Raw genomic sequence first — 23,006 nt, forward strand, 5'->3', positions numbered from 1 at the left:
CAGACCATGGAAGATGTAGAAATACTAAACCTGTGGAAGTCTTATAATAAAAGGCTGCAGGAAAGTCTTGTGCTGAGCAGGAAGAATACAGAAGAGATCACTAAGCTGAAAGCACAGTCGTTCCTGACTTCCATGCGGCCCCGTAAGCAATTCACTTTGTGGGTGGGTATTATTTGGGTAGGGCTTATTGACCTGCTAATAGTGAAACTTTTCTTTATAGCCAGTCCATTTTTTATCATTTCCATGGGTATCCAGGTATTGCTTACCAAGGTGGCCATTGTTGTTTATCTCTACCAGTTAATGCTGCTTCGCCAAACAGATGTCAGTGAGCCTATACTGGCCACACAGGAAAGAATTGCACGTTTGAGATCGTCCACGCTTTGGGTAACCCGCCTGCTGTTCCTGCAGTTGCCGGCATGGACTACTTTTTTCCTGAGTGCAAAAATGTTTATGATCAGCAATGTCTGGCTGATCTTACTGCCAGTGGTGATCACGGCCATCTTTACCTATGCGGCTATATGGCTTTTCCTGAACATTAAATATGAGAACAGGCATAAGAAATGGTTCCGGCTGATCTTTAGTGGAAAAGAATGGGATCCCATGATGCGGTCGATGGAATTGCTGGACCAGATCAGTGAATATAAGAAGGAAGCCTGATAAGCCACTTGTCAAATCAAAGATATGGCAGTGTCAATTGCTCAATTGGCCAGGGTTAAACCAAGTTAAGGTATTGCCTGAGCCGCAATAAAGAATTGCCAAAAAAGCTAAAACGAATAAGCGATAAAAAACATTTAACTTTCCTGTAATAAGTCATTTCTAAATTAATATTTATGAAGCGAGTAATTATTGCAGTTGACTTTAGTCCCATAGCGCAAAAGGTAACGGAGCAAGGTTATGCAGCGGCGAAAAACATGCAGGCTACGGTATGCCTGGTGCATGTGGTAGCGGATGTGTCGTATTATGCCATGGAATATTCACCGCTGATGGGCTATACGGGCCTGGGAGGCGACAATGCCCGGCAACTCGCCGGCGACATGAAAGAGGAAGCGCGCAATTTCATACAAGCCACTGCGCAACACCTGGGTGATGACAATATTGAGAGCGTTGTATTGGAAGGAGACCCGGCGGAGGCGATCATCGACTTCTCCATTGACTGGAAGGCGGACCTGATCGTTATGGGTGCGCATAGCCGGGGAGCATTGGATATCCTGGTGGGCAATGTAACGGCGGGTGTATTAAAAAGATCAAAGGTGCCGGTACTGGTGGTCCCGGAAGATTGATAAAAACATCAAAAAAAGGCAGTACCCAAAGGCTGCCTTTTTAATTTTTTCATGACTATCTTTTATTGTGCTTCGGCCAGTTGTTTGATCTGCACCAGGATGGGGTTCCATCCTTCGCCATTGTTCCAGGCTTCCTGGTACCTTCTTTCGCCTTCGGCTACTTTGGAATAATCGCCCTGTGTAACGGTGAGTACCGTATGGCCGTTCTCTGCGGCCAGATCGTATGTAACAGTCAGGTAGTTTTCTGAGGTGTCATCAATACCCGAATGGGGATCAATAGTGGTATAGGACAGAAATTTCCCGGGCCTGATCTCTACAATATGGCCTTTTACAAATACCATTTCCTTGCCTTCATATTGTCCTACCCAATCCAGCGTGCTGCCAGGCTTCCAGTCGGACACGGTTTCACAACCAAACATATATTTCCTGGTTTGTTCAGGATTTACCAGGGCATCCCATACTATAGGAGCAGGCGCATTGATGGTAATAACGTTCTTTACAAATAGTGGCTGACTCATAATTGTATTGTTTTAAATGACCTTACAAACCTAAGCCGTTAAAAAAGGGGGGGATTGCATTTTACGGATTATTTCTTACGGAAGCGGGAGTGAAGCCAAACTTCTTGCGGAAGGCATTGCTGAAATGCTGTGGGGTGGCATACCCCAGCTCATAGGATATCTCAGCTGCCGTTTTACGGGTATCCTGCAGGTACCGGTGAGCCAGGTGCAGCCGCTGCTCGGACAAATAGCCAAATACGGTATTGTTGAATATCTCCTTAAAGCCCCGTTTGAGTTTGTATTCATTGAGCCCTACGATGCGGGCTATCTGGGTAAGGTTGGGAGGGTCCTGTACCCGCTCATTGATGAGATCGCGTACGGCGATGAGTTTTTCCTTATCAGCTTTGTTTTTGACAAACTGTTCCTGCCGGGTGTTTTCATACGCTTCAGCACAGAGTACCAGTAGTTCGATGCTTTTGGAAAGGAGGAAAAGTTTTTTCAGGTCGTCGTTGTATTTGCAATGGATGATCTGCTGCAATACCTGCTGAATAGGGGAGTCGATGGCGCCCCATTGTTCGGAGAGCATCACATTTTTACCGGCCAGGATGGCCTCTGCAAATCGCTTGAGGGAGTCGTTGGCATGTTGGGTATACTGTATGAACAGGGCGGAGGGAAACTGTATGCCAAAAGTTTCCAGTACCAGTGTTTTATTGTATACGGTAATGTCGAAATCTTTTGAATACATGATGTTGTGGTGCCCGCCAATGAGGTCATAGGTTTTGTCGAGCTGTTTGTAGCTGAAGGCATAGTTGCCCTTCATGCCAAAGTGCATGCGTACCACATCGGCCTGGCTGCTGCCGGAAAAACTGATCGGTTCTTTAAAAGTGGACACGGCATGGCCCAACAGGATGTCATCGCACTGCCAGGTAATGCTGGTGCGTGTGCCTTGTTCGGTGGTAATCGTTTTCCGCTCTTCCATGCAGCCCTAAAATTAGGGCCTTCGCTCCAATTATACCACTCTTCCCATGAACGGATCGGTTTTACTATGCCTGCCTGTTTCTATCCGACCGGCATACCGCTTGCTATAGGATGCATGACCTTTAACGCTGAAGGTAAAGTCATACCAGCCATGGCTTTTGTCTGTATTGATAATGACTACGCTTTCACGGCCTGGTTGAACGATCACTGTTTGGTTGGCTGTTTTATAGGCATTGTCAGTTATGATCACTGTTTGTGGATTGGGTAGCCCATTGGCAAATGTTAATACCAGCCTGCCGGATAATTGGGAAGGGTTTTTCTCTGCCGGCTCATAAACGGACCGGATGAACACAGGTGGTTCTTGCTGGCTGCCGATAAACTCCCTGAAGAATCCATTGGGACCATATACCTGCAGGTGATAGATGCCTTTATCAAAGTCAGCCAGTTTCCATTTGTCGGCCAGTGCGCCTCCGGCAGCTACTGCATAGTCGCGCACATTGACCTTTTCTCCTTTATAAATGCCAGGGGCATATACCTGGAAAGGAGCGCCTGCAGCCGCTTCGCCAAACCGGTAATTGGCTGCTTTCAGTACAATATCAAATGATTGTTTGTCTTCACTAATAACACCTTCTGCATACAACTCGTAGGGCAGGGCATTGGCGTTGCGGATACCTTTTTCCTGTACCGGCATAAAAGCAGCCGCAGCAGGTTTTGAATTGGCCAGGGTTATTTCTTCTTTGGTAAGCTTGCGGAAATTGGAGGGCAGTTGTTTAAACTGTGCTTTGTGGATGCTTTCTACGAAAGGATCACGTGGTATGGGTGCCGGGCTCGTTATTTTTTCGCCATTATAGGGTCTGAACGCAGAGGTGAGGTCGCCGCATACTGTACGACGCCAGGTGGTGATATTGGGCTCGACGATGGGACGGCCCAGTTTATTGCTCAGGAATTTTTCGAGGAATTGGAGGGAGGAGGTGTGGTCGCATACTTCCGAATTGACCCAGCCGCCGCGGGTCCACGGTGAGGCAATCACCAGGGGTACACGGAAGCCCAGGCCAATGGCGCTTTCGCGGGCATCCCGGGCATTGGATGATTGCTGGCTGGTGGTTACATATTCCACCCCGGTGGGAATGCCTTCGGTGGTAAAACCGGTTTCTTTTTTATTGGGATGCGGGGCTACAAAGGGAGGTACATGGTCAAAATAGCCATCGTTTTCATCGTAGGTGAGTACCAGGATGGTCTTTTTCCATACCTCGGGGTCTTTGGTAAGTATGTCCATCACTTCACTGAGGTACCAGGCGCCATACCAGGCGGCACCGGGGTGATCGGAAAAGTTTTCCGGCGCTACGATCCAGGATACGGTGGGCAACTTGCCTTCATTGACATCACTGCGAAACTGGTGCAGGATATCGCCCTTGGGCAGTTTCATTTCACGTTCGGTATTGCCGTCTTTGTATTTCAGGGTATCCAACTGATGATAATAGGGGTCCTTTTTGTTGGTGGTAAAGGCTTTCTCGTGCAGGTTCTTTTCCCGCTGGGACAGCTGCTCATATTTTTCAATGGTATACACTTGCTGGTCGCCTTGCAGAGACAGCAGTTGCCGTTTCATGCCTTCGATCCTTTTCCGCTGTTTTTCTATTTCTGCAGCCGGCTGGCCGGGTTGTAGCCATTTGTCTTCAGCCTGCTTTATTTCAGCGGTCAATCGGGCAATGGCCTTTGGCAGGTAGGTGATATACCCGGCAGACAATTTTACGTTGTATTGCAAGAAGAACTCAAGCGGATTATCGGTAAAGTTGGCCAGCCAGGCATCTTCTTCTCCTTCAAATCCCACGCCCACGCTGATCTCATTCTGGTACACTTTCCAGGATACGTCATTCTCTTCCAGTCTTTCGGGAAAAGTGGTCCAGTTGGCCCAGTTGCCATAGTCGGCATCGCCGTTCCAAACGCGGGCCATTACATTTTCATGAGGCTTTTCGCGGATGGTGCCCGACCAGAAATACAGGCGGTTGGGCGTGGTGCCGGTGAGGGAAGAGCAAAAGTGTTGGTCGCACACGGTGAAGGCATCGGCCAGGGAATAATAGAAAGGAATGTCCTGCCGCGTATGGTAGCCCAGGGTGAGGGGCATTTCCTTATAGGCTTTATTGCCGGAAGGTTTGGCCTGCAGCCAGCGATCGTATTTGCCGTTGTTGCGGGCATCTACCTGGTTGCTCCAGGAGTGGGGCAGGGAGTTCATCCAGGTAGCTTTGGTGTTTTTGATATCCAGGTGAAAAGGGGCGAAGGTTTCGCCGGCTGCATTGGTTTGCAGCCAAACTTTGTTGTTATCGGGCAGGGTAATGGCACGGGGATCATTGAAGCCACGAACACCCTGCAGGGTGCCAAAAGTGTGGTCGAAGGAACGGTTTTCCTGCATCAGGAACACTACATGTTCGGCATCTTTCCAGGTGCTGCCGGCAACGGGGTTGATGGCCATGGCTTTGGCAATGGAGGCGGGCAGGGCCTGCAATAATCCGGCGCCGCCTGATAAAATGGATGCTTTCTTTAGAAATGATCTCCTCGTTTCCATAATGGGATAACAATAAGTTACTAAATGGTTGATGTATAAAAGTATAGGATAGGTCCGGCATACTTGCAGACAAGTTAAGATTTAAAAGGAAAGTAACATGCGCAATCGGTAGCGCCAAATAACTGGAAAGGCAGTATTTATGTCGGAACACCAATCGGGTTTGTAAACAATTTGCGAAATATTCAATCTTATTCAGAATATTATTCGGAATAGTTGTAGTTTTACGGAAATTAATTCTGTATGGTGGTTGAACTGGATGATATCGACCTGCAAATCCTGGAACTGATGCAAGCCAATGCCCGCATTTCGAATGTAGACCTGGCCAAGGAATTGTCTATGGCCCCGTCGGCGGTATTGGAGCGGGTGAAAAAGCTGGAGCAGAAGAAGGTGATCCTTCAATATAATACGGCTGTTAACCCTGCAGCGTTGAACCAGCGATTGCTGGCCTTCATCTTTATTAAGACAAAAGAACTGGAATCTGATGCAAAAATAGCCACCATGCTGGCCAGGATCCCCGAGGTGCAGGAAGTGCATATTGTGGCGGGTGAAGATTGCTTCCTGGTAAAAGTGCGTACGGAAGATTCCGCCTCCCTCATGGCCATGATGCGTAAATCGATAAAGCGTGTTCCCAATGTACTTTCCACCAAAACAACGATCGTGCTTGAAACAGTGAAAGAACAACAACAATTGGTCATTCGTAAATCTTAATCTCATGTCGTTAGCCGAAAAACAAAAACAAGCCTCTCCTTTAATGATCATCATAGCTTTTGCTACGGTGTACATCGTTTGGGGCTCCACCTATTTTTTCATTGCCAAAGCAGTAGCCCATATACCGCCATTTATACTGGGTGCTTTGCGTTTTATTGCCGCCGGACTTTTGTTGCTGCTGTGGTGCGCCCTCAAGAAAGAAAAATTATTTAACCTTCAGCAGATCAAACATGCGTCCATCACCGGCATCATGTTGCTGTTTGTGGGCACTGGTGCGGTGATCTGGGTAGAGAAAACATTGCCCAGCTCATTGGTAGGTGTATTGATCGCCTCCCAGGCACTCTGGATCGTATTGCTCGATAAGGCCAACTGGAAAGTAAATTTTACCAGCCGTAATACCATTATAGGATTGCTGATCGGCTTTGCCGGTGTGGTATTGCTGTTCATTGAAAGTGTGTCGGGTGTAGTATCCGATTCCGATGCAGGTAGTGGTGCATTGGTGATCAGTTTCCTGATCCTGCTGATCGGGATGTTGAGCTGGTCATCCGGTTCTATCTATTCTAAAAAACATTCCACTGGTTCTACCACGGTCAATTCGGCCTGGCAGATGCTGGTAGCCGGACTGGTATTTATACCCGCCAGCTTTATCAATAAAGAGTGGGCCGGTTTCGATTGGCAGGCGGTACCTGCAGAAGCATGGCTTTCCACACTCTACCTGGTAGTGTTTGGATCATTGGCAGCCTTTAGTGCCTATGTGTGGTTGCTGAGTGTGCGCCCGGTTACGCAGGTAAGCACGCACGTATATGTGAACCCTGTGGTAGCGGTATTGTTGGGTGTGTTGTTTGCGGGCGAACATATGAGCGGTCTGCAGTTAGCCGGCCTGGCGGTGATCTTAACCAGTGTATTACTGATCAACCTGTCTAAATACCGTAAGTCAAAATCTGTTCCCGGGGAAAGTAAGCCATCGAACGCAACAGGAAAAGCCATGCTGGCAGGAGCCGGCAAGCAGGCGGTATGTACCGAGTGATAAAAGCGCCTGCTGAAATTGTATCAGGGTGAGCCGCTTTTCAAAAGCGACCCACCCTGCTCTTTTTTAAGGGCTTCGACAGGCTTTTTCCCGCGGCAACAAAAGGGATTGCCCCTACAGGGCAAAAGAAAAGATCAACATTCATTTCTACAAAGCGGTAGCCTCCCGCTTGAGGCGGGACAAGCTCTAAAGGGGCATGAATACCCTTCGACAGGCCCTTGACAGTTGACAAACGTGAGGATTATCTTCCTCCCGATAGCATATACGCCATCACAATATTGCGGATATCATTGACCAGCTGGTTTTGCCGGAAGGCGTTGGGTTTGCAATAGCTATATTTCTCCAGCCACTTGAGGTTGTCTTCTCCGCCTTTGGCCACAAACTCGGGCAACAACAGACAGTACATTCTTTTGGGCTTCATGCGTTTGCCTTTGATATACCATTTCCCTTTCTTTTGGGTGATATTGGCGCGTTGGATATAACCGCCGGCGCCCCGGTTGAGGCCATCGCTGATGGTGAGTATGCTGTCTATCTGTGCACCGTTCAGCGGCATGATCACCATGGGCCCGCCATAGGGCAGGGAACGCAATACATCGTATTGGGTAATATCGCCCACCAGCTCATCATCCAGCCGCAGGGAGCCGCTGTTGTACATGGCAGCATCCACATAAGGAGCAGCATACAGCAGGGAGCGGCTGATGAGGTCGGTGTAGTTGGTGGTACCGTTGCGGATCATACTTTCCCGGCCATCCAATGGTACGGTGGTGCTCATCAGTTTTTGATCGGGTATAAAACCGCTCCTGCGCATGATGCTGTCGGCGCGCTTTATCCACTTGTCCACGATCTGGCTGGTAACCGGATCGAAGGCGGTGGTTTCATCTACCATTTTCAGGGTCGATTCTATGGTTACCTGCTTGGTAGCGGGGGTAAAACTGATGCGGTGAATGTATACGGATTTTACATTGGCATCGGCCTTGCACACGGTGATATTGCCTGCATGTACTTTCATGTTCTCGTGCTCATGGCCTCCCATGATCATGTGCAGTCCGGGTATCCGGGTGGCGAGGGTGGAATCGGTCCGTTTGTTCAGGTGCGTCAATCCCAGCACTACATCGCATTTGTTCTGAATGCTGTCGAAGATCCGCTGGAAGCTGCTCATTTCCTCATCGTAAGCAATATAATCCTTCTTTGTAAAATCAATGGTGCAGCCAATGATGCCTACGCGTACAGATTGTCCATCCGGAAAGGTAATGGTGCGGATAATGCAGGGAGGTATGATCGTTGTCTGGCCGTTCTGTGTTTTAGTGAAAGGTTGTCTTACACCGCCCTGTACCAGGTGTACATTGCTGTTGATCCAATCGTATTTCGATTCATTGATGCGCTGTTGCAGGTCGGGATAGGCGATGTCAAACTCATGGTTACCGAAGGTTACCAGGTCAATGCCCGTCTGGTTGAGTACTTCGGTCATGTGTCTGCCGGCAATGGGCGCTTCGGCGCCGCCTGCCGGGTCTTTGTATTTGAGGGTGCCTATCAGGGAGGGGCTCAGGAAATCGCCGGCCAGTACCGTATAGGTATTGGGATCCTGGGCTTTTAATTGCTGACGGATAGTGGCCACCCTGGCGAGGCCGCCTTCTTTGCCATTGGCCAGTGGCCCGATCTCATACACATCATTGATCTGGAGAATGGTAAAGGTATGTGGCTTTTGGGTCGCATCCTGTGCCGGTACAGAAAAGCAACACAGCAGGATAAACAGGGCACTGAGGGCACCTGTACGATAGGCATGTTGGAGATGCATAAGTATGATTACATGTTTTATGAACAGAATGATTACACAAACATAGCAGATCCAAAATAATCATCAGGGCCAGGCATGGGCGGACAGAAATAGTAACCACCATCCACGGTTTCCAGTACTCCTTTGGCATAGAGTGAGTCGATGCCGGTACCTGCTTCAGGAAAGCCGGGGTTCATTTGCCACATATTAGTGACGTGTTCAAACTGCTGTTGTATGCTGCGCATAAACGCTACAAAATGCAGGCCGTTCACAAATTCGCCCAGCTCATTGATGCCTTCAAAGAAGGGATAGGGCCTTCTCAGGAAGCGCCTGTCGGTATCGGGTATGCCGAAGATATCGGTACCGGGCCGGCGGGGTTGTACTTTTCGTATGTGGGCGGTAAAAGGTGTTTTCCCTTCGTTGGTAGCGCCGCCAAAATCGGGCTCTTCATTTTTGGGATAACCGGCAGAAGGGGATAAAGGCTTGCCGGTTTCTTTCTCGCGGCCGATCATGGATTCCTGCTCGGGTTTGGAGAAGGCTTCCCAAATGGGCAGCTTCTCCCTGATCTTGCGGTATACCATATAGCTGCCATTGACACACCAGGCAGGCTCAGGATCTTTCTCCTGCACAAATACGAGTTGCTCCAGCTCACGTTTGATGCGCAGGTTGTCGATGCCATCATCGAAGCGCAGGAACTCGCGGCGGTCGGGCCGGCCAAATCCCTGCTCCACATCTTTCACGTGCAGGATCTTCAACCCGGGCTGGTAATTGAATTGCTTGCAGAAGGCCGGATTCAATTTTTCCGTGAGGTCTCTGACAATGGCCGTATTTACATACGGATGGTCGCTGCAGATCATGATCAGCAGGTCGCTGGCATTGTCGGAAGCCTGCAGGCTGGCCGCATCGCCGGGAAAACCTGGCATGGGTTTCAGGAACCGCGGTTTCTGTGCATGGATGCCAAAGCGGTCGTAGCCTGTCTTATCGAGAAAGAGGGTGCTGCCAAGGGCCAGGGTAACGGTCACCCGGTAAGTATTGGGCACATCTTTTTCCGAAAAGGGCAGGATATGCGATTGTGAGGCTTTGGTGTCTACATACCAATGGAACTTTTCGGTGAGCAGCTGCAGGAGTTGTTGCAGCCGGACGGTATCGTGCGACAATACATCGGCACGCAGCAGGGCTATAAACTTCTGTGGGTCTACGCGGCCGGAATAATAGATGTCGTAGGTTTCCTTTTCCTCATCCGTCCAGGCCTTGTCGGGCTCGAAGGGCCAGAATGGATCGGCAATACCATGCTGGTAAGGCCAGCCATGCCGGGTAACAGGCAATGGATGTTTGAGGTCGGGGAGTCGTTTTTTATCCTTGGTGTTCATCGTGCTAAGTTTAATGGGGAAGGAATATTGGCCGCCGCTGGTGCTGAGCCTTGTGATCAGGGAACAAGGTGATGAAAAACTCAGTCCATCCACCCATGCGCACACGCAATAGTTCGTACTGCTCCGGCGACAGCGCCGCCAGGTACATGGTTTTTGGATTGGCGGTAGTGATGGTCATTACATTACTGCCCTGTCCCTGTGCAAAGGATTGCAACACTTCTACCAGCTTTTGCTGGGGAAAGTTTTCCGGTATGTTGAAGTCGGAAGGGGCCCCATCGCTCAGGTAATTGATGGCATGATGGGTATAGCTTTTTAAGGCCTCTGCCAGTATACCGGTACGCACGGGTTCTACCTGCTGGTCACTGCCTGCCGGGCCGGTGATGGTATAAGCGGGCTGATCAGCCGGCACGGGGGCGGGCGAGAGATCGGAGGCAATGGGAGAGAAAGCCAGCCGTCCATCTGGTGTGGCGCCTGCAAAGGAACCACCAAATACATATTGCTCAAAGGTGCCTACGCCCGGTGCAAATAGTATTTCAAAAGGCCGGCCCGGTATATCATAACGGGCTTTGAGGGCCTCCCATTGAGGCTGGTGTATGGGCGCCTGCCGCGCTTCTTCCATACATTGGTAAAAGGTATCAATGAGTTCCCAGCTCAAGGCATCCACGGCCTCGTGGCCATAGCCAAATTTGGGCTGCTGCAGGCACAAGGCCCGTATCTGTGTGATGCGTTCTTTGCTCAGTTGCAGACCGGTGACAAGCGGATTGTTGCCCCAGTTGCTGCGCAGGCAAGCCACCAGCTCTTGCAGGGAAAACTGCTGCTGTTCAAATACCAGGTATTTGATGATGTACAGGGAGTCGGTAGCGGTGCTGATACCCGTCATCAGGGGAGAGAACAGGTGATAGCGGGCGCCGCCTCCTGCCAGGTCTCTTCCCGATGCTATACAACCGCCGATGATGGCGGATAAGAGCGGGGAAGGGGACACCTCTTCTTTGATGCCGTATTGCACAAGTATGCCATGCAGGAACTTGTGACAACCCATCAGGATATGGCTGCGCAGGATTTCCTGAAATTGGGTATAGCTGGTGATGCCGGCCGCTGGCGGTGTACGCCAGCTGCCCTTCATGCCCCGCAGGTATACGGAACCCGACATGGAAAAACCAGCGCCGCTGTTGAGGGCCTTTTCCAGTACATCGAGTGCGGCCACAAAGCCAAAGCTGAATTCTGTTTCACCGGCAAACAAGGTCTCATAACAGCCATCACAGGCATAGTTGCGGGCGCTTTTCAATTCAACCGTGCCGCCTGTTTTGAATTGAAGGGCGGGAATGATCTTATCGTCATTGAGCAATACGGGGTGGGCGCCGCCGCTCAACAAAGCGGCTGCTGCCAGGTCCAGTACTTTGGCAGGTGTTTTACTGTGTACGCGCAGGTCAAGCGTGGGACTGTTGAAGGGCAGCCGCCTGGCGGTTTCCAGGCATAGATAAGTGAGGTCATTGGTGGCGTCTTTGGCTTCGGGTTCGTTATCGGCTATTACACCACCGATTGTTACCTGCTGCATCCATTGATTGGCCAGGGCGCCCTGGTCGAAATTGCTGGCTGACCCGGTGCCCAGGAGTGCGCCATCGGAGGAGGTGAAGCGGTCTTCCAGGTGGCGGGCATTGAGAATGGTCTTTTCATCGAGTTTGATCCACAGGCATTCCAGTATCTCCCGCGCCTGTTCTTCCGTGAGTACACCATTTGCCCGGTCATTTTTATAAAAGGGATAGAGTAACTGGTCGAGCCGGCCCAGGGGCACTATTTCACCGGAGTAATGCAGGGCGCAGTGCACCAGGTAAATGCATTGCACGGCTTCTGCAAAATTGCGTGGCGCCATGCGTGGTACCTGTTCCAGCCGTTGGGCGATGGCAATGAATTGCGTATGTCTGTCGGTATCATCGAGGAAAAGCCGGGCCTTGCTTTTAGCGAGGGAGGCGTAGTTGGCTGCATAGTTCAATACACCTTCCAGGGCCAGGATAACGGAAGTATGGAAGGCTTGCTTTTTAGCATCCCCGGTTTCTTCGATCTTCTGCCGGCATTCTGCGATAATGTGATCGATGCCGTGATCCAATATCCGCTGGTGATCGGGCACGATGTGCCCAAAGGGCGACCATTCATTGAGGTACCTTATTTCATAATACAGGGCTTCCTCCTCAGTGAGGTAGCGCATGAGTTCCTTGCCTTGACCCACTGAGTAAGGTGGCAGTGATCCAATAATAAGTTCATCAGGGTGTACCTGCATCAATCCTTTCTTTACGGCCACCGTATTGTCTGAGAGTTCGGTGAGCATATGTTTGATGGCAAGTCCCTTCCGGATGGCTACGGGCTGCTGGCGGATATGGTCCAGTTCGGTGCCGGTGTACCGGTCAAACAGGTGGCCCATTTGTCCCCAGTCGGGCCAGGCGGGTTTGTTTCTCCATTGTTCAAACAGGTATTGAAGCAGCCGGTTGGTCCTGGGGCCTAGCTTGTCAGGATGGCCAGACGGAAGGTTTTCCTGCTGCTGCCAGAAGGACAGGATATTGTATTGCATATGAGTTATGAGTAGTGAATGGGTTTAGGCAAATAATTGACGTTCTGCTGTTTTGCGTACGTTCTTTCCATAAAAATTGTCGGTCCATTTATCATTGGGATAGAGATAGGCGGTATCCACAGTTGTTTTGTGGGCCAGCCGGTTGGCAATATCCCGGAAAAAGAAATGGTGCCATAGCCGCATGAACTCGCCAAGGTAGATATCGGCCACCAGGGTATTGCCTTTTATCAGCAGCATATTCTCATCATTGTTTTTGGTAGAGGCGTCACTGAAGTTGGCCGATCCACCAATTACAAGCGGGTCATCGCCCAGGGGATCTACGAGGAGGTATTTGGTGTGGAGGTATTTTACGTTCTTATTGAGGTTGCTGAGTTCTTCCTTCAACCAACGCTGAAAGATGGTATCGCCCACCGCTTTGGGGTTCAGCACAGCACCCAGGGCTACAAAGTTGTTCCTGTTCCTGATAAAGTCGTTGAATGTATTGCCTTCTTTTTCCAGTATCAGGTAGCGGAAGTTCTTTTTGTTTTTGCCCAGGAATCCGGCGATGGTCTTATTGACACCAAAGGCGGCTGTAAAGGCGATCGATTTACTGGCGGTATTGACCTGGCCGGCATACCAGTTCAGGGCACCCAAAGAAGAGCGGGGGCTGAAGATATTAGTGATGCCTTTCTTTAGTTCTTCCGGATCGGGATTGTTTTCACTGTTCCAGGGCCGCAGTTCTTTGGCATCGGTATTGGCTGCCAGCTGCTCCCAGTATTCCAGGTAGCGGGCAGCAATTTTGGCATCGCGTACAATGTGCACGACATTGGACTGACCGAAAATACCGCCTTCTGTAAAGTTGGTGGAGCCGCTGAGTACCTGCACCGGTTTGCCTTTATCCAGCAATACGATGAATTTGTTGTGGGAGATATAGGAGGGGTTGGCGGTGCGCTTGATCATGAGTTTGCTGATGCCGGCTTTTTTGATCACGGCATTGCTGGTCTTTTGCGGCTGTGGCTGACGGCAGTCGTACACGATCTTTACATCGGCGCCACTGTCGGAAGCTTTTTTGAATGCTTCCAATACGGGCAGATAGCTGAATTCATAGACGGCTGCCCGTATGCTGTACCGCTTGCCCTTTGCCTGGCCAATGTATTTGAGCACGGCTTCCAGGGCACCGCGGGATAGCCAGTCATAGGCTTCTTTGCCCACTTCCCTGGGTTTTTTATCGCCAAACTTCCTGGTATATGCCTGGCTGCCGGCTACACCCCGGTTGAAATAAATGGCATGTGCACCATTATCTTCATCTTCTGTTCTGATGGTCAGTTCTGCCGGTGTACCATACTCCAGGTTTTTAGGCGTACCATATACGGGCACTACTTTATATACGTAGGTGTGGTTGGTCTTGGCGGTATAATCGCCCCACACAAATCCTTGTACAGGATGTTCCTGGGTAGAGATCAGTGTGCCGGGGGCGGGATTGGGTTCCGTCTCCTTGAAGGTCCGGAATCCCAGTAGCCAGTATGCTTCTTTTTCTGTTTTATCTGTGCGGTGAATGGCAAATCCCAATAGTCCTTTACGGGCCTTGGGTGTGGCATCCATGCCCAGTAATACTACATAAGTGCCGGCGATCCCGTGTACGGAAATGCCTTTGCCATTATTAACTCTTTTTCTCATATAGCGTGTGGATTTAGTTTCTTGATAGTATAATAGCGATCATTACTGCCTCGAAGCAGGTGGACCGGACATATGTCAAAAACCAGGTACAAACGGATGCAAATACTAATCAGGAGCTACTGTGGTTGGGTGCAGAATAAAAAGCAGGGTAGGTCTAAACAATTGCAAGGTTCTAAATAAATGCTAAACTAAAAAAGGTATAAATACCTTTTTTGTATTCAGACATTTCACCCTTTTTTGCTACTTTCATTTTGTAATGGTCACCTATACCCCCGACCCATTCTTTAGCCAACAAGTCCTAATGACAAGAAAGCAATTGTATTTTGTTTCCCTTTATTCAATGAATTACGACAAAAGCCTGTACAAAGCACACAATATCCCTGAAAGAAGCAGTTCTGTACTTATCTTTTGATGTATGTATATCCCTTTCCCTTATGGAACGAAGTTTCCCTGAATTGTCAGCCATCTTTATATTGAAGCCAACAGGTGACCTTCATAACCTGCCCTGGTGGCGCTATTTATAAGGATGCTCCGATGATATAGCAAATCTCCAATTGTTCACTTTAAAATCAGGTTTATGAGTACTAATGGATTACCGGCAGCAGATGGGAAGACAAAGCCAGCTGCGCCCCCTGCTCCCAAGGGCTACGCAAAATGGTTTGATGTAGAATTCAAGAACATTATTTTCGACCCTTCCATCCTTCACCGCAAGGAAGCTATTGAAGGGTATTATATCGGTTTTATTACCGCATATAATGTGATCAAGGGTAAGAAATATTCGGTCCTTTTTGAATGGACTGAAGTGCCCAGCCGAGAGGCCAATCAAAAAGATTTCACCCTGCATGTGTATGTGACACCTCCTCCCACGGTACTGAAGGCCGGTGCACAGACGCTATCAGCCAACCTGGCTTTATCGGCCAGGGATGATGGCAGCAGCGGTCAGATAGATCCACCCACACCGCCGCCTCCGCCGCCACCCACGATGTAACCGGTATTTACAGTTAAAGGCGAATAGTAAAAGTCCTGGCAATTCAGCTTGTTTACAGGCTGTATGCCGGGACTATGTGTTTTATATTGACTAACTTTAACCGCCATGTTAAAGAAAGTCCTCCTCCTGTTTGGTAGCCTGTTGCTGATGGTATGGCTCAAGGGCCAGTGTCCCGACAGGGATTCCCTGTGGCGGCAGATCAATTATTTAAAGGATCATTATCCTTATCCGTTCTCTCCGACGGAGACCAGGGAGCGATTACGACAAATAGAAAAAAAGATGGTCCCCTGCGGCTTTAGCCAGGATTCCATGCAGGTACTGTTGTTGAGGGCCTTTGCTGCAACTTATTCCAGGGAGGGCAATGACCTGGGCGTGATCAGGTACCTCATTCCAGCCGCCACACTCATTAAGCGTATTCCCAATAACCCCGCCATGAATGAGCGGGAACTGGTGCGTATCAATTATTATATAGCTGTAGCTTACCGGGGGGTCAATAATGTGCCGGAAAGAATGAAGGCGCTGGATACCTGTATTGCCACCAGCCGGCGGCTCAATTATATTGACCGGTCGGCCCTGAATGCACTCTTTGACAGGGGCACCTATTTTTTTGACATCGGCGATTATTACCATGCCATCGGTTATTTCAAGGAATGCAATACCAAGGCTTTTCTCTACCTGCCGCACGCCATCAATGCTGCCGACAGTGCAGGTACCATTTCCTATGCGCTCAGCAGTTTTGTGTGGCAGGTCAATTCGCATATCCGTTTAAAAGAATATGACCAGGCAGAGGCGCTGCTGAAAAGCCAGACCAGCCAGTCGGGTATCAATAGCCTGAATGCTTACCAGGGTACCTTCTATGGTGTCCGGGCAGAAATGGAGGTGCACAAAGGCAATTATGACCAGGCGATCAAAAACTTCCGGCAGGCGCTGGCTGTGGAGCGGCGGCCTTTGAGTCGCAAGCAGCTGTTCAATACAATGGCCACAGAGGTCTATTTCAAACATTACCGGAATTATGATAAGGCCATGTCGTTGTATAAAGAAGGGCTGGCCTGTATTAATATCGACACGCTGAAGTTTAAGGAAGATTCGATCGAGTCGCTGAGCATATGGTCGTCCATGGCGGAGGTCAATGTACAGAAAGGACAGTATGATAAGGCCTTTGCCTGCTTTCGCAAGGCGCTGGACCATATTAAGCCCGGGATCAGCATTGCACAGATCATTAGCAGTCCGCCTGCCGAGTTTGTAACCCAGAAAAAGATCCATTACCTCACCAGCCTGTTGATAGAACAGGGCAATACCTGGCGCAGGAAGTATACACTTACACACCAGGCGGATGAGCTGCGCAAAGCCATAGAGATCTATAGGCAAGCTGACCAGCTGGTAAACCGTATCAAAGGCGAGCAGGCCAACCTCAATTCGAAGTTGTTCTGGCGCAGCAATAGCCATGGCTTGTATGAGCATGCCCTTGAAGCCTGCCATACTTCCGGTAATATGGAAGATGCTTTTTATTTCTTTGAGAAAAGCAGGGCGGTATTGCTGAATGATCAACTGGCCGACCAGCGATGGATGGGGGAGCAGGATATCCTGCAGCAAACGCAGGCCATGAAAACGATCAATACCCTAAGCAGGGCGCTGAATAGTACCAGCCTCACACCGGCAGCCCGCATTAAAATGGAGGATGAAAGGACCGCCAACCAACAGTTGCTGTCCCGCCTTACCACTACGATCAAAACCCGCAATCCTTTTTATTACCAGAGTTTTCTGGATAGTAATTTTGTCACCCTGCAACAGGTGAAGCAAACCATGTTGAAAGATTACGGGGCGCTGGTAGAGATTTTTTCGGGCGATAGTGCAGTGTATGTGATGATCGTTGCGGCCAGCGATACCCGCCTGCACAAAATCAACAAGCAGGCCTATGATAGCCTGGCCGGGTTGTTTATACAGTATATTACCAATTATAATTTACAGAATGGCCATTTTGAAACCTTTACGCAGGTATCCAACCAGCTCTACCAGTTGATCTTTGCGAAGGACCGTCTTCCGGAGGGCCGCCTGATCATTTCCCCCGATGGCCAGTACTTTCCTTTTGAAGCCTTGCTCACCAGGGCCGATCAGTCGTCGTATTTGCTAAAAGAGCATGCCATCAGTTATACCTACTCTGCACGTTACCTGTTGAATGACTTTACTTCCATTGCCAATAAAAAGGCAAAAAGCTTTATGGGTTTTGCCCCGGTGCAATATGCGGGTACGCAGTTGCCGGACCTGAATGAAAGTGACCATTCACTGGAAGCATTGACCAGTTATTTCAGCGGGGCTGATAACTTTATTGGACCGGATGCCTCCCGGAATAATTTTCTGCGGCATTTTGCCGATTACAGGATCATTCAATTGTATACACATGCCATGGACAACAGGGATAAAGGGGAGCCGGTGATCTATTTTGCCGATTCGTCGCTCTACCTGTCGGACCTGGTAAGTGATAAAAAGCCTGCTACCAGCCTGGTGGTATTGTCGGCCTGTGAAACCGGTACGGGCAAGGTTTACCAGGGAGAAGGGGTATTTAGCTTTAACCGGGGATTTGCTGCCCTGGGTATTCCGGCGGCGATTACCAGCCTGTGGAAGGCCGATAACCTGAAGACCTATGCCCTGACCACGCTGTTCTATAAATTTCTTGCGACCGGGGAGCCGGCGGATGTTGCCTTGCAACATGCCAAACTGGAGTTTATGGCGTCTGCTACCAAAGCCAATGCGCTGCCTTATTTCTGGGCAGTGCCGGTGCTGACGGGGAAAGTAATAGATATGCCGGCGCAGACAACCGGTGGTTGGTGGCTGGTATTGCCGGCAATTGCGCTGGGTATAATTTTCCTGATAATTGTGTATCGCTGGTGGCGCGGCAGACGGATGACGCGTCCTTTCCAGCAGCAGACTGTGATGGAATGATGCTTATTTTGTGACGGGTGTAATTTTTCGTAATAATTCCTTAATGGTGATGATCTGTTTGCAGATGGCCAATATCTCACAAGGGTGTTCCAACAGGTTTAACCGATTCAACTCTTCTTCCAGGATCCTGACCCTGGCCAGGTGATACTGCTGTTTGGTTTCCCGTGAATCGTACGGCACCGTATCGTGAATCATATGCATGTTTTGCACTGTCATAGAAAGTAGTCTTATGGCTATGTTGGTTAATGTTTTCGGCCAGTTGTTGACCAGGGTCATGTTTTCTTTGCGTTTACAAGGGCTATAAAGCCCCTCGCGGAAGCGGGGGCTTTATGAAATAGCACTGCAAATCCCTGCCGCGCAGTTATTTTAATATCAAATGATCAGGTTTAATGGTATCTACAGATTTAAGCTATAGTGACGGAACGGATCCGTATATTTTGACCATGTTAAATGTGTACAGGTAACAAGTTCTCATCCGGAAATGACAAAACTGTTACAAATAATAGCACGGTTTAGCATGGAGTGGATAAGTGCTAATGGTAGAGGGTTAGTGCGGTCGTATTTTATTAGTCGTAGCATGGTTATTGATGGGAAACAACCTTTGCGAATTATTTTTGGGCATAATTTTGTTATCTTACATATAACCGCCACTTTCTATAATGAACGAGTCTAAACATCTACCTGCCGCAGATCTCCGGATCATTGAAAACCTTACTCTTGGCGGTATCCATAGAAGAAAAGGCGAAGAAGAGCTGTTTACTACATATATGTATTTTATACATGAAGGAATGCGCAAATTCCCCCTCAGTGAAGATGAGTCTTTTGATGCCTATTCCGATACCATCCTCTCAGCGATTGAAAAGATCGCCAACGGCAGTTTTGAACGCGCTTCTTCTCTCAAAACCTGGCTTTATAAAATATTTCATAACAAAAGCGTTGACCTGTTGCGCAAAAAAGCGACTAATAAGAATAAGGTGCATCAAACGGTTTCAATCACGGACATGCTGGTGCATGTTTCGGATGCCGCCAAATCCATCGTACAAAAGCTCGCAGATCAAGCAGATGAGAAATTGTTGAAGCAAAGACTGGCAGAAATAGGAGATACCTGTCACCAGTTATTGCAACTTTCAGCAGAAGGCCATACAGACAAGGAAATAGCTTCTTTGATGGAATATAAGACAGCCGATGTGGTAAAAACCAGCAGGCTCCGTTGCCTGGAAAAATTGCGCCGATTATACAATCCGACATAAAGGTCACATGAAACACCTGGCATACATAGACGATTATTTCAAAGGAACCGACACGGGTTCCCATAACAGGCAATTTGAGCAAAGATTACTGGATGATCCGGCCTTTGCAGAAGAAGTAGCTTTTTACCTGACTACCCAGCGATTACTGCAGGAGGAAGCCAGGGCCGAAAAGGTAGAGCGCTTCAGAAAATTGTACCAGCAGCGCCCTGCTCCTTTACAGGTAGTCAAATCGCCCCGCCGCCTCTGGCAGTACGTAGCCGCGGCAGCTGTTATTGCCGGGCTTATTTTCAGCATTTACCTGTTGGTACCCCCCTCCAAACAACAAATGGCAGATAGTTATATCCGCCAGGAGTTGAAAGACCTGGGTGTGTCGATGAGCGGAACGATCGACAGTGTAGATCTGATGCGTACATTATATAATAAGGGTAAGTTTGCCGATGCTCTTACCATCTCCGAAGCGATCATCAGCCACGATGCCACCAACCAGAAAGCGCTGGAATATGCAGGTGTTACCAATCTCCGGCTGCAACAATATGACAAGGCCCTTTCCTGGTTCAAACAACTGTCGGCCAATAAAGCCTATTCCAATAAAGGCACTTTTTACCAGGCCCTCACGCTTATAAAACGTAACCAGGCCGGCGATCTTACCCAGGCCAAATCACTGCTGGAGCAGGTTGTAAAAGAAGACCTCGAAGGCAGGGAGATCGCCAAACAATGGCTGGAGAAATGGTAAACGTAATCCTCTATCATTGCACTGGTACATGCTTACCTGAGAATCTGATGGCCCAATAGCTGCGTCTTAAGCTTGCCGTAACGCCTTTGGCGGCACTGGCAATACTGCAGGCTGTACAGGCTTATCTAAAAAACGGTTGATGTCTTTTTCAATTTCTTCAAATTCCAGCAGGAACCCATCATGACCATACAGGGAGTTGATCACTGACAACCGGGCGCCGGGAATATGCTTAGCCAGGTATTCCTGCTCTGTTAACGGAAACAGGATATCCGTCTCGATGCCAATGACCAGCGTCCTGGCAGTAATGCCTTGCAAAGCGGTGGCTGCATCCTGTCTGTTGCGGCCTACATGGTGGCTATCCATGCTGGCGCTGAGGCGATGGTAGCTGAATGCATTGAACCGTTTGGCCAGTTTTTCTCCCTGGTATTGCTGGTAGGAGCCTGCTTTGTAGGGCCCCACTTCATAGGGCGGTTCATCACTCTGTAACAGGTCGTAGGTTTGATAATGCCGGTAGGAGAGCAGGGCTATGCTGCGGGCAATTTTCATTCCATGCATACCGGCTTCCGGTGAGTTGCTTTGCCAGGAGGCATCCGATTCAATGCACCAGCGTTGGGAGGCATTGAAGGCTTTACCCCAGGCCGAGTGCCAGGCATTCGTGGCAATGGGTATAATATACTCAAACGCATCCGGTTCATCAATAGCCCATTCCAACAATTGCTGTCCGCCCATTGAACCGCCAATGCCAATATGGATGCGGCCAATACCCAGCGCCTGACGCAGGTGCTGGTACATACGTACCATATCGCGTATGGTGAGCTGGGGAAAGTCGTGGTAATAAAGGTCTTCACTACCCGGCTTCTTTTCCAGCGGACCCACACTGCCGTAGCAACTGCCGGGCATATTAACACAAACAATAAAATGCCGGGCGGGGTCAAACAATTTAGCGTCGCCTACCAATCCCGGCCACCAACTCACCACATCACTGTTGGCTGTAAGCGCATGGAATATCCATACCACGTTGTTGATGGATGGATCGAAAGTGCCGTAGGTATGGTAAGCCAGGTGAAAGCCCGGCAGGGTAACACCGCTTTCCAATACAAAGGGAGCGCGGTGTTGAAATAATGTATGATCACTCATGTACAATCGCTGCGTTACAGGATAAAACAACCATCCCGACCTGTCAGGTACGGGATGGGATGTGGCACCTCTTATTATGATACGAGTTCTTTCGCAAATACTTTGTCGATGGCCTGTTCAAAATCAGCAATGATATCGCTGATGTGTTCAATGCCCGCACTCACCCTTACCTGGTTGGGAAGAACGCCTGCAATCACTTGCTCTTCTGCACTCAATTGCTCATGCGTGGTAGAAGCAGGATGGATTACCAGGGTCTTTGCATCCCCTACATTGGCCAGGTGGCTTGCCAGTTTCAGGGAGTCGATCAGTTGACTGGCTTTTTCTTTGCCGCCTTTGATACCGAAGTTCAATATGCCGCCAAATCCATTGGGAAGGTATTTGCGCGCCAGTTTATGATAAGGGCTGGATTCCAGTCCGGGATAGTCTACAAACTCTACCAGCGGGTGTTTCTTCAGCCAGGTGGCCAGCGCCAGGGCATTGTCTGCATGGCGTTGTACACGCAATGACAAGGTTTCGATGCCTTGCAGCAGCAGGAATGAATTGAAGGGGCTGAGGGAAGGGCCGAAGTCGCGCAGCCCTTCTACCCGGGCGCGGATGGCAAAAGCAATATTGGGCAGGCCCAGCGGATTGCCTTCTCCAAATACATCCCAGAATTTCAGGCCATGGTAACCTTCAGAAGGTTCTGTGAATTGGGAGAATTTGCCATTGCCCCAGTTGTAATTACCGCCATCTACTATTACACCGCCAATGGTGGTACCGTGCCCGCCAATCCATTTGGTAGCTGATTGTACAACGATATTAGCGCCATGGTCAATCGGGCGAAACAGGTATCCGCCTGCGCCAAATGTATTGTCTACAATGAGAGGCAGGTCATATTCTTTGGCCAGTTGTGCAAACTTCTCAAAATCAGGGATGTTAAGGCGTGGATTGCCGATGGTCTCCAGGTAGATGGCCTTGGTATTCTTGTCTATGTGTTTGGCAAAATCATTCGCATCATCACCATCTACAAAACGGGCTTCAATACCCAGGCGTTTAAAGGCTACTTTAAACTGGTTGTAAGTGCCGCCATATAAATAGGAAGTAGAAACGAAGTTGTCTCCCGCTTGCAATATATTACTCAGTGCAATGAATTGAGCAGCCTGACCTGAACTGGTAGCCACTGCAGCCACACCGCCTTCCAATGCTGCGATCCGTTGTTCAAACACGTCGGTGGTGGGGTTCATGATACGGGTATAGATATTACCAAACTGGCGCAGGCCAAACAGGTCGGCAGCATGGGCTGCATTGTCAAACCCGTAGGAGGTGGTCTGGTATATGGGTACGGCTCTTGATTTGGTGGTAGGGTCAATCTGTTGACCGGCATGCAATTGTAAGGTGTCAAAATGCCACTGCTGACTCATAACGATACTTTTTATTAATGATGGAATAAAGAAATAAAGACTATTAAAGGAATTGGATGGGCGTGCTGATCAGCAGGAACAACCCATCATAGATTGGTCGCTACAACAACACGAAGGATGATATGTATGTACTGGTAGCAGGAGA

Annotated in this window: 18 protein-coding genes; 8 read left to right on the top strand and 10 right to left on the bottom strand. The window is 49.3% G+C overall.

Annotation, left to right across the window (positions count from 1 at the left end; all coding sequences use genetic code 11):
- Positions 1 to 6: 6 nt before the first annotated feature.
- Positions 7 to 657 (top strand): hypothetical protein, encoded by a 651-nt coding sequence (locus D3H65_RS05475; RefSeq protein WP_119049296.1) that lies wholly within the window; start codon positions 7 to 9, stop codon positions 655 to 657.
- Between the two features lie 173 nt (positions 658 to 830).
- A complete protein-coding gene (locus D3H65_RS05480; protein ID WP_119049297.1) occupies positions 831 to 1,280 on the top strand; it encodes a universal stress protein in 450 nt (149 codons plus the stop codon).
- A gap of 62 nt (positions 1,281 to 1,342) precedes the next feature.
- On the opposite strand, the gene D3H65_RS05485 is transcribed toward D3H65_RS05480, so the two are convergent.
- The 3 genes from D3H65_RS05485 to D3H65_RS05495 all read right to left on the bottom strand — a co-directional run bounded on the left by D3H65_RS05485 (position 1,343) and on the right by D3H65_RS05495 (position 5,315).
- The gene (locus D3H65_RS05485) at positions 1,343 to 1,798 is read right to left on the bottom strand and encodes an SRPBCC domain-containing protein (protein WP_119049298.1); all 456 of its coding nucleotides are present in this window, start codon (positions 1,796 to 1,798) and stop codon (positions 1,343 to 1,345) included.
- A gap of 61 nt (positions 1,799 to 1,859) precedes the next feature.
- Positions 1,860 to 2,756: a helix-turn-helix transcriptional regulator gene (locus D3H65_RS05490; protein ID WP_119049299.1), complete on the bottom strand. Its 897-nt coding sequence runs from the start codon at positions 2,754 to 2,756 to the stop codon at positions 1,860 to 1,862.
- Positions 2,757 to 2,786: 30 nt separating this feature from the next.
- The gene (locus tag D3H65_RS05495; RefSeq protein ID WP_119049300.1) at positions 2,787 to 5,315 is read right to left on the bottom strand and encodes a phosphocholine-specific phospholipase C; all 2,529 of its coding nucleotides are present in this window, start codon (positions 5,313 to 5,315) and stop codon (positions 2,787 to 2,789) included.
- A gap of 240 nt (positions 5,316 to 5,555) precedes the next feature.
- Between D3H65_RS05495 and D3H65_RS05500 the strand changes: the two genes are divergently transcribed.
- On the top strand, positions 5,556 to 6,023 hold the full coding sequence (locus D3H65_RS05500) for an Lrp/AsnC family transcriptional regulator (protein WP_119049301.1): 468 nt from the start codon (positions 5,556 to 5,558) through the stop codon (positions 6,021 to 6,023).
- A gap of 4 nt (positions 6,024 to 6,027) precedes the next feature.
- Positions 6,028 to 7,050: an EamA family transporter gene (locus D3H65_RS05505; protein WP_211345631.1), complete on the top strand. Its 1,023-nt coding sequence runs from the start codon at positions 6,028 to 6,030 to the stop codon at positions 7,048 to 7,050.
- 241 nt (positions 7,051 to 7,291) lie between these two features.
- Here D3H65_RS05505 and D3H65_RS05510 read toward each other — a convergent pair whose 3' ends face one another.
- Genes D3H65_RS05510 through D3H65_RS05525 form a run of 4 tightly spaced genes read right to left on the bottom strand, consistent with a single transcriptional unit; the run spans position 7,292 to position 14,413 of the window.
- Entirely contained in the window at positions 7,292 to 8,845 is a 1,554-nt protein-coding gene (locus tag D3H65_RS05510) for a bifunctional metallophosphatase/5'-nucleotidase (RefSeq protein WP_119049302.1), read from the bottom strand.
- 32 nt (positions 8,846 to 8,877) lie between these two features.
- Positions 8,878 to 10,194 carry a Dyp-type peroxidase gene (locus tag D3H65_RS05515; RefSeq protein WP_119049303.1) on the bottom strand — a complete coding sequence of 439 codons (1,317 nt, stop codon included), beginning with the start codon at positions 10,192 to 10,194 and terminating at the stop codon, positions 8,878 to 8,880.
- Positions 10,195 to 10,204: 10 nt separating this feature from the next.
- Positions 10,205 to 12,757: a pyruvate formate lyase family protein gene (locus D3H65_RS05520; protein ID WP_119049304.1), complete on the bottom strand. Its 2,553-nt coding sequence runs from the start codon at positions 12,755 to 12,757 to the stop codon at positions 10,205 to 10,207.
- 24 nt (positions 12,758 to 12,781) lie between these two features.
- A complete protein-coding gene (locus tag D3H65_RS05525; RefSeq protein ID WP_119049305.1) occupies positions 12,782 to 14,413 on the bottom strand; it encodes a phospholipase D-like domain-containing protein in 1,632 nt (543 codons plus the stop codon).
- A 577-nt stretch (positions 14,414 to 14,990) separates the two neighbouring features.
- Here D3H65_RS05525 and D3H65_RS05530 point away from each other — a divergent pair.
- Complete coding sequence (locus tag D3H65_RS05530; RefSeq protein WP_119049306.1) at positions 14,991 to 15,401, top strand: hypothetical protein; 411 nt, start codon at positions 14,991 to 14,993, stop codon at positions 15,399 to 15,401.
- Positions 15,402 to 15,506: 105 nt separating this feature from the next.
- Entirely contained in the window at positions 15,507 to 18,341 is a 2,835-nt protein-coding gene (locus D3H65_RS05535; protein ID WP_119049307.1) for a CHAT domain-containing protein, read from the top strand.
- 3 nt (positions 18,342 to 18,344) lie between these two features.
- Here the strand turns inward: D3H65_RS05535 and D3H65_RS05540 are convergent, their stop codons facing one another.
- The gene (locus tag D3H65_RS05540) at positions 18,345 to 18,536 is read right to left on the bottom strand and encodes a hypothetical protein (protein WP_162915425.1); all 192 of its coding nucleotides are present in this window, start codon (positions 18,534 to 18,536) and stop codon (positions 18,345 to 18,347) included.
- Positions 18,537 to 19,000: 464 nt separating this feature from the next.
- Between D3H65_RS05540 and D3H65_RS05545 the strand changes: the two genes are divergently transcribed.
- Both D3H65_RS05545 and D3H65_RS05550 read left to right on the top strand, forming a co-directional pair.
- Positions 19,001 to 19,591, top strand: coding sequence for an RNA polymerase sigma factor (locus D3H65_RS05545; RefSeq protein WP_119049309.1), 591 nt, complete (start codon positions 19,001 to 19,003; stop codon positions 19,589 to 19,591).
- Positions 19,592 to 19,598: 7 nt separating this feature from the next.
- Entirely contained in the window at positions 19,599 to 20,324 is a 726-nt protein-coding gene (locus D3H65_RS05550; RefSeq protein ID WP_119049310.1) for a tetratricopeptide repeat protein, read from the top strand.
- A gap of 66 nt (positions 20,325 to 20,390) precedes the next feature.
- Here D3H65_RS05550 and D3H65_RS05555 read toward each other — a convergent pair whose 3' ends face one another.
- Positions 20,391 to 21,461, bottom strand: coding sequence for a homoserine O-acetyltransferase family protein (locus tag D3H65_RS05555; protein ID WP_119049311.1), 1,071 nt, complete (start codon positions 21,459 to 21,461; stop codon positions 20,391 to 20,393).
- 74 nt (positions 21,462 to 21,535) lie between these two features.
- Complete coding sequence (locus D3H65_RS05560; protein ID WP_119049312.1) at positions 21,536 to 22,861, bottom strand: O-acetylhomoserine aminocarboxypropyltransferase/cysteine synthase family protein; 1,326 nt, start codon at positions 22,859 to 22,861, stop codon at positions 21,536 to 21,538.
- Between the last annotated feature and the right edge of the window lie 145 nt (positions 22,862 to 23,006).

This window comes from Paraflavitalea soli, assembly GCF_003555545.1.
Taxonomy (GTDB): Bacteria; Bacteroidota; Bacteroidia; order Chitinophagales; family Chitinophagaceae; genus Paraflavitalea; species Paraflavitalea soli.

What these genes read in the sequence shown, in the direction of transcription:
- D3H65_RS05475 (WP_119049296.1), top strand. Translation starts at nt 7, where the DNA reads ATGGAAGATGTAGAAATACTAAACCTGTGGAAGTCTTATAATAAAAGG.
- D3H65_RS05480 (WP_119049297.1), top strand. Translation starts at nt 831, where the DNA reads ATGAAGCGAGTAATTATTGCAGTTGACTTTAGTCCCATAGCGCAAAAG.
- D3H65_RS05485 (WP_119049298.1), bottom strand. Translation starts at nt 1,798, where the DNA reads ATGAGTCAGCCACTATTTGTAAAGAACGTTATTACCATCAATGCGCCT.
- D3H65_RS05490 (WP_119049299.1), bottom strand. Translation starts at nt 2,756, where the DNA reads ATGGAAGAGCGGAAAACGATTACCACCGAACAAGGCACACGCACCAGC.
- D3H65_RS05495 (WP_119049300.1), bottom strand. Translation starts at nt 5,315, where the DNA reads ATGGAAACGAGGAGATCATTTCTAAAGAAAGCATCCATTTTATCAGGC.
- D3H65_RS05500 (WP_119049301.1), top strand. Translation starts at nt 5,556, where the DNA reads ATGGTGGTTGAACTGGATGATATCGACCTGCAAATCCTGGAACTGATG.
- D3H65_RS05505 (WP_211345631.1), top strand. Translation starts at nt 6,028, where the DNA reads ATGTCGTTAGCCGAAAAACAAAAACAAGCCTCTCCTTTAATGATCATC.
- D3H65_RS05510 (WP_119049302.1), bottom strand. Translation starts at nt 8,845, where the DNA reads ATGCATCTCCAACATGCCTATCGTACAGGTGCCCTCAGTGCCCTGTTT.
- D3H65_RS05515 (WP_119049303.1), bottom strand. Translation starts at nt 10,194, where the DNA reads ATGAACACCAAGGATAAAAAACGACTCCCCGACCTCAAACATCCATTG.
- D3H65_RS05520 (WP_119049304.1), bottom strand. Translation starts at nt 12,757, where the DNA reads ATGCAATACAATATCCTGTCCTTCTGGCAGCAGCAGGAAAACCTTCCG.
- D3H65_RS05525 (WP_119049305.1), bottom strand. Translation starts at nt 14,413, where the DNA reads ATGAGAAAAAGAGTTAATAATGGCAAAGGCATTTCCGTACACGGGATC.
- D3H65_RS05530 (WP_119049306.1), top strand. Translation starts at nt 14,991, where the DNA reads ATGAGTACTAATGGATTACCGGCAGCAGATGGGAAGACAAAGCCAGCT.
- D3H65_RS05535 (WP_119049307.1), top strand. Translation starts at nt 15,507, where the DNA reads ATGTTAAAGAAAGTCCTCCTCCTGTTTGGTAGCCTGTTGCTGATGGTA.
- D3H65_RS05540 (WP_162915425.1), bottom strand. Translation starts at nt 18,536, where the DNA reads ATGATTCACGATACGGTGCCGTACGATTCACGGGAAACCAAACAGCAG.
- D3H65_RS05545 (WP_119049309.1), top strand. Translation starts at nt 19,001, where the DNA reads ATGAACGAGTCTAAACATCTACCTGCCGCAGATCTCCGGATCATTGAA.
- D3H65_RS05550 (WP_119049310.1), top strand. Translation starts at nt 19,599, where the DNA reads ATGAAACACCTGGCATACATAGACGATTATTTCAAAGGAACCGACACG.
- D3H65_RS05555 (WP_119049311.1), bottom strand. Translation starts at nt 21,461, where the DNA reads ATGAGTGATCATACATTATTTCAACACCGCGCTCCCTTTGTATTGGAA.
- D3H65_RS05560 (WP_119049312.1), bottom strand. Translation starts at nt 22,861, where the DNA reads ATGAGTCAGCAGTGGCATTTTGACACCTTACAATTGCATGCCGGTCAA.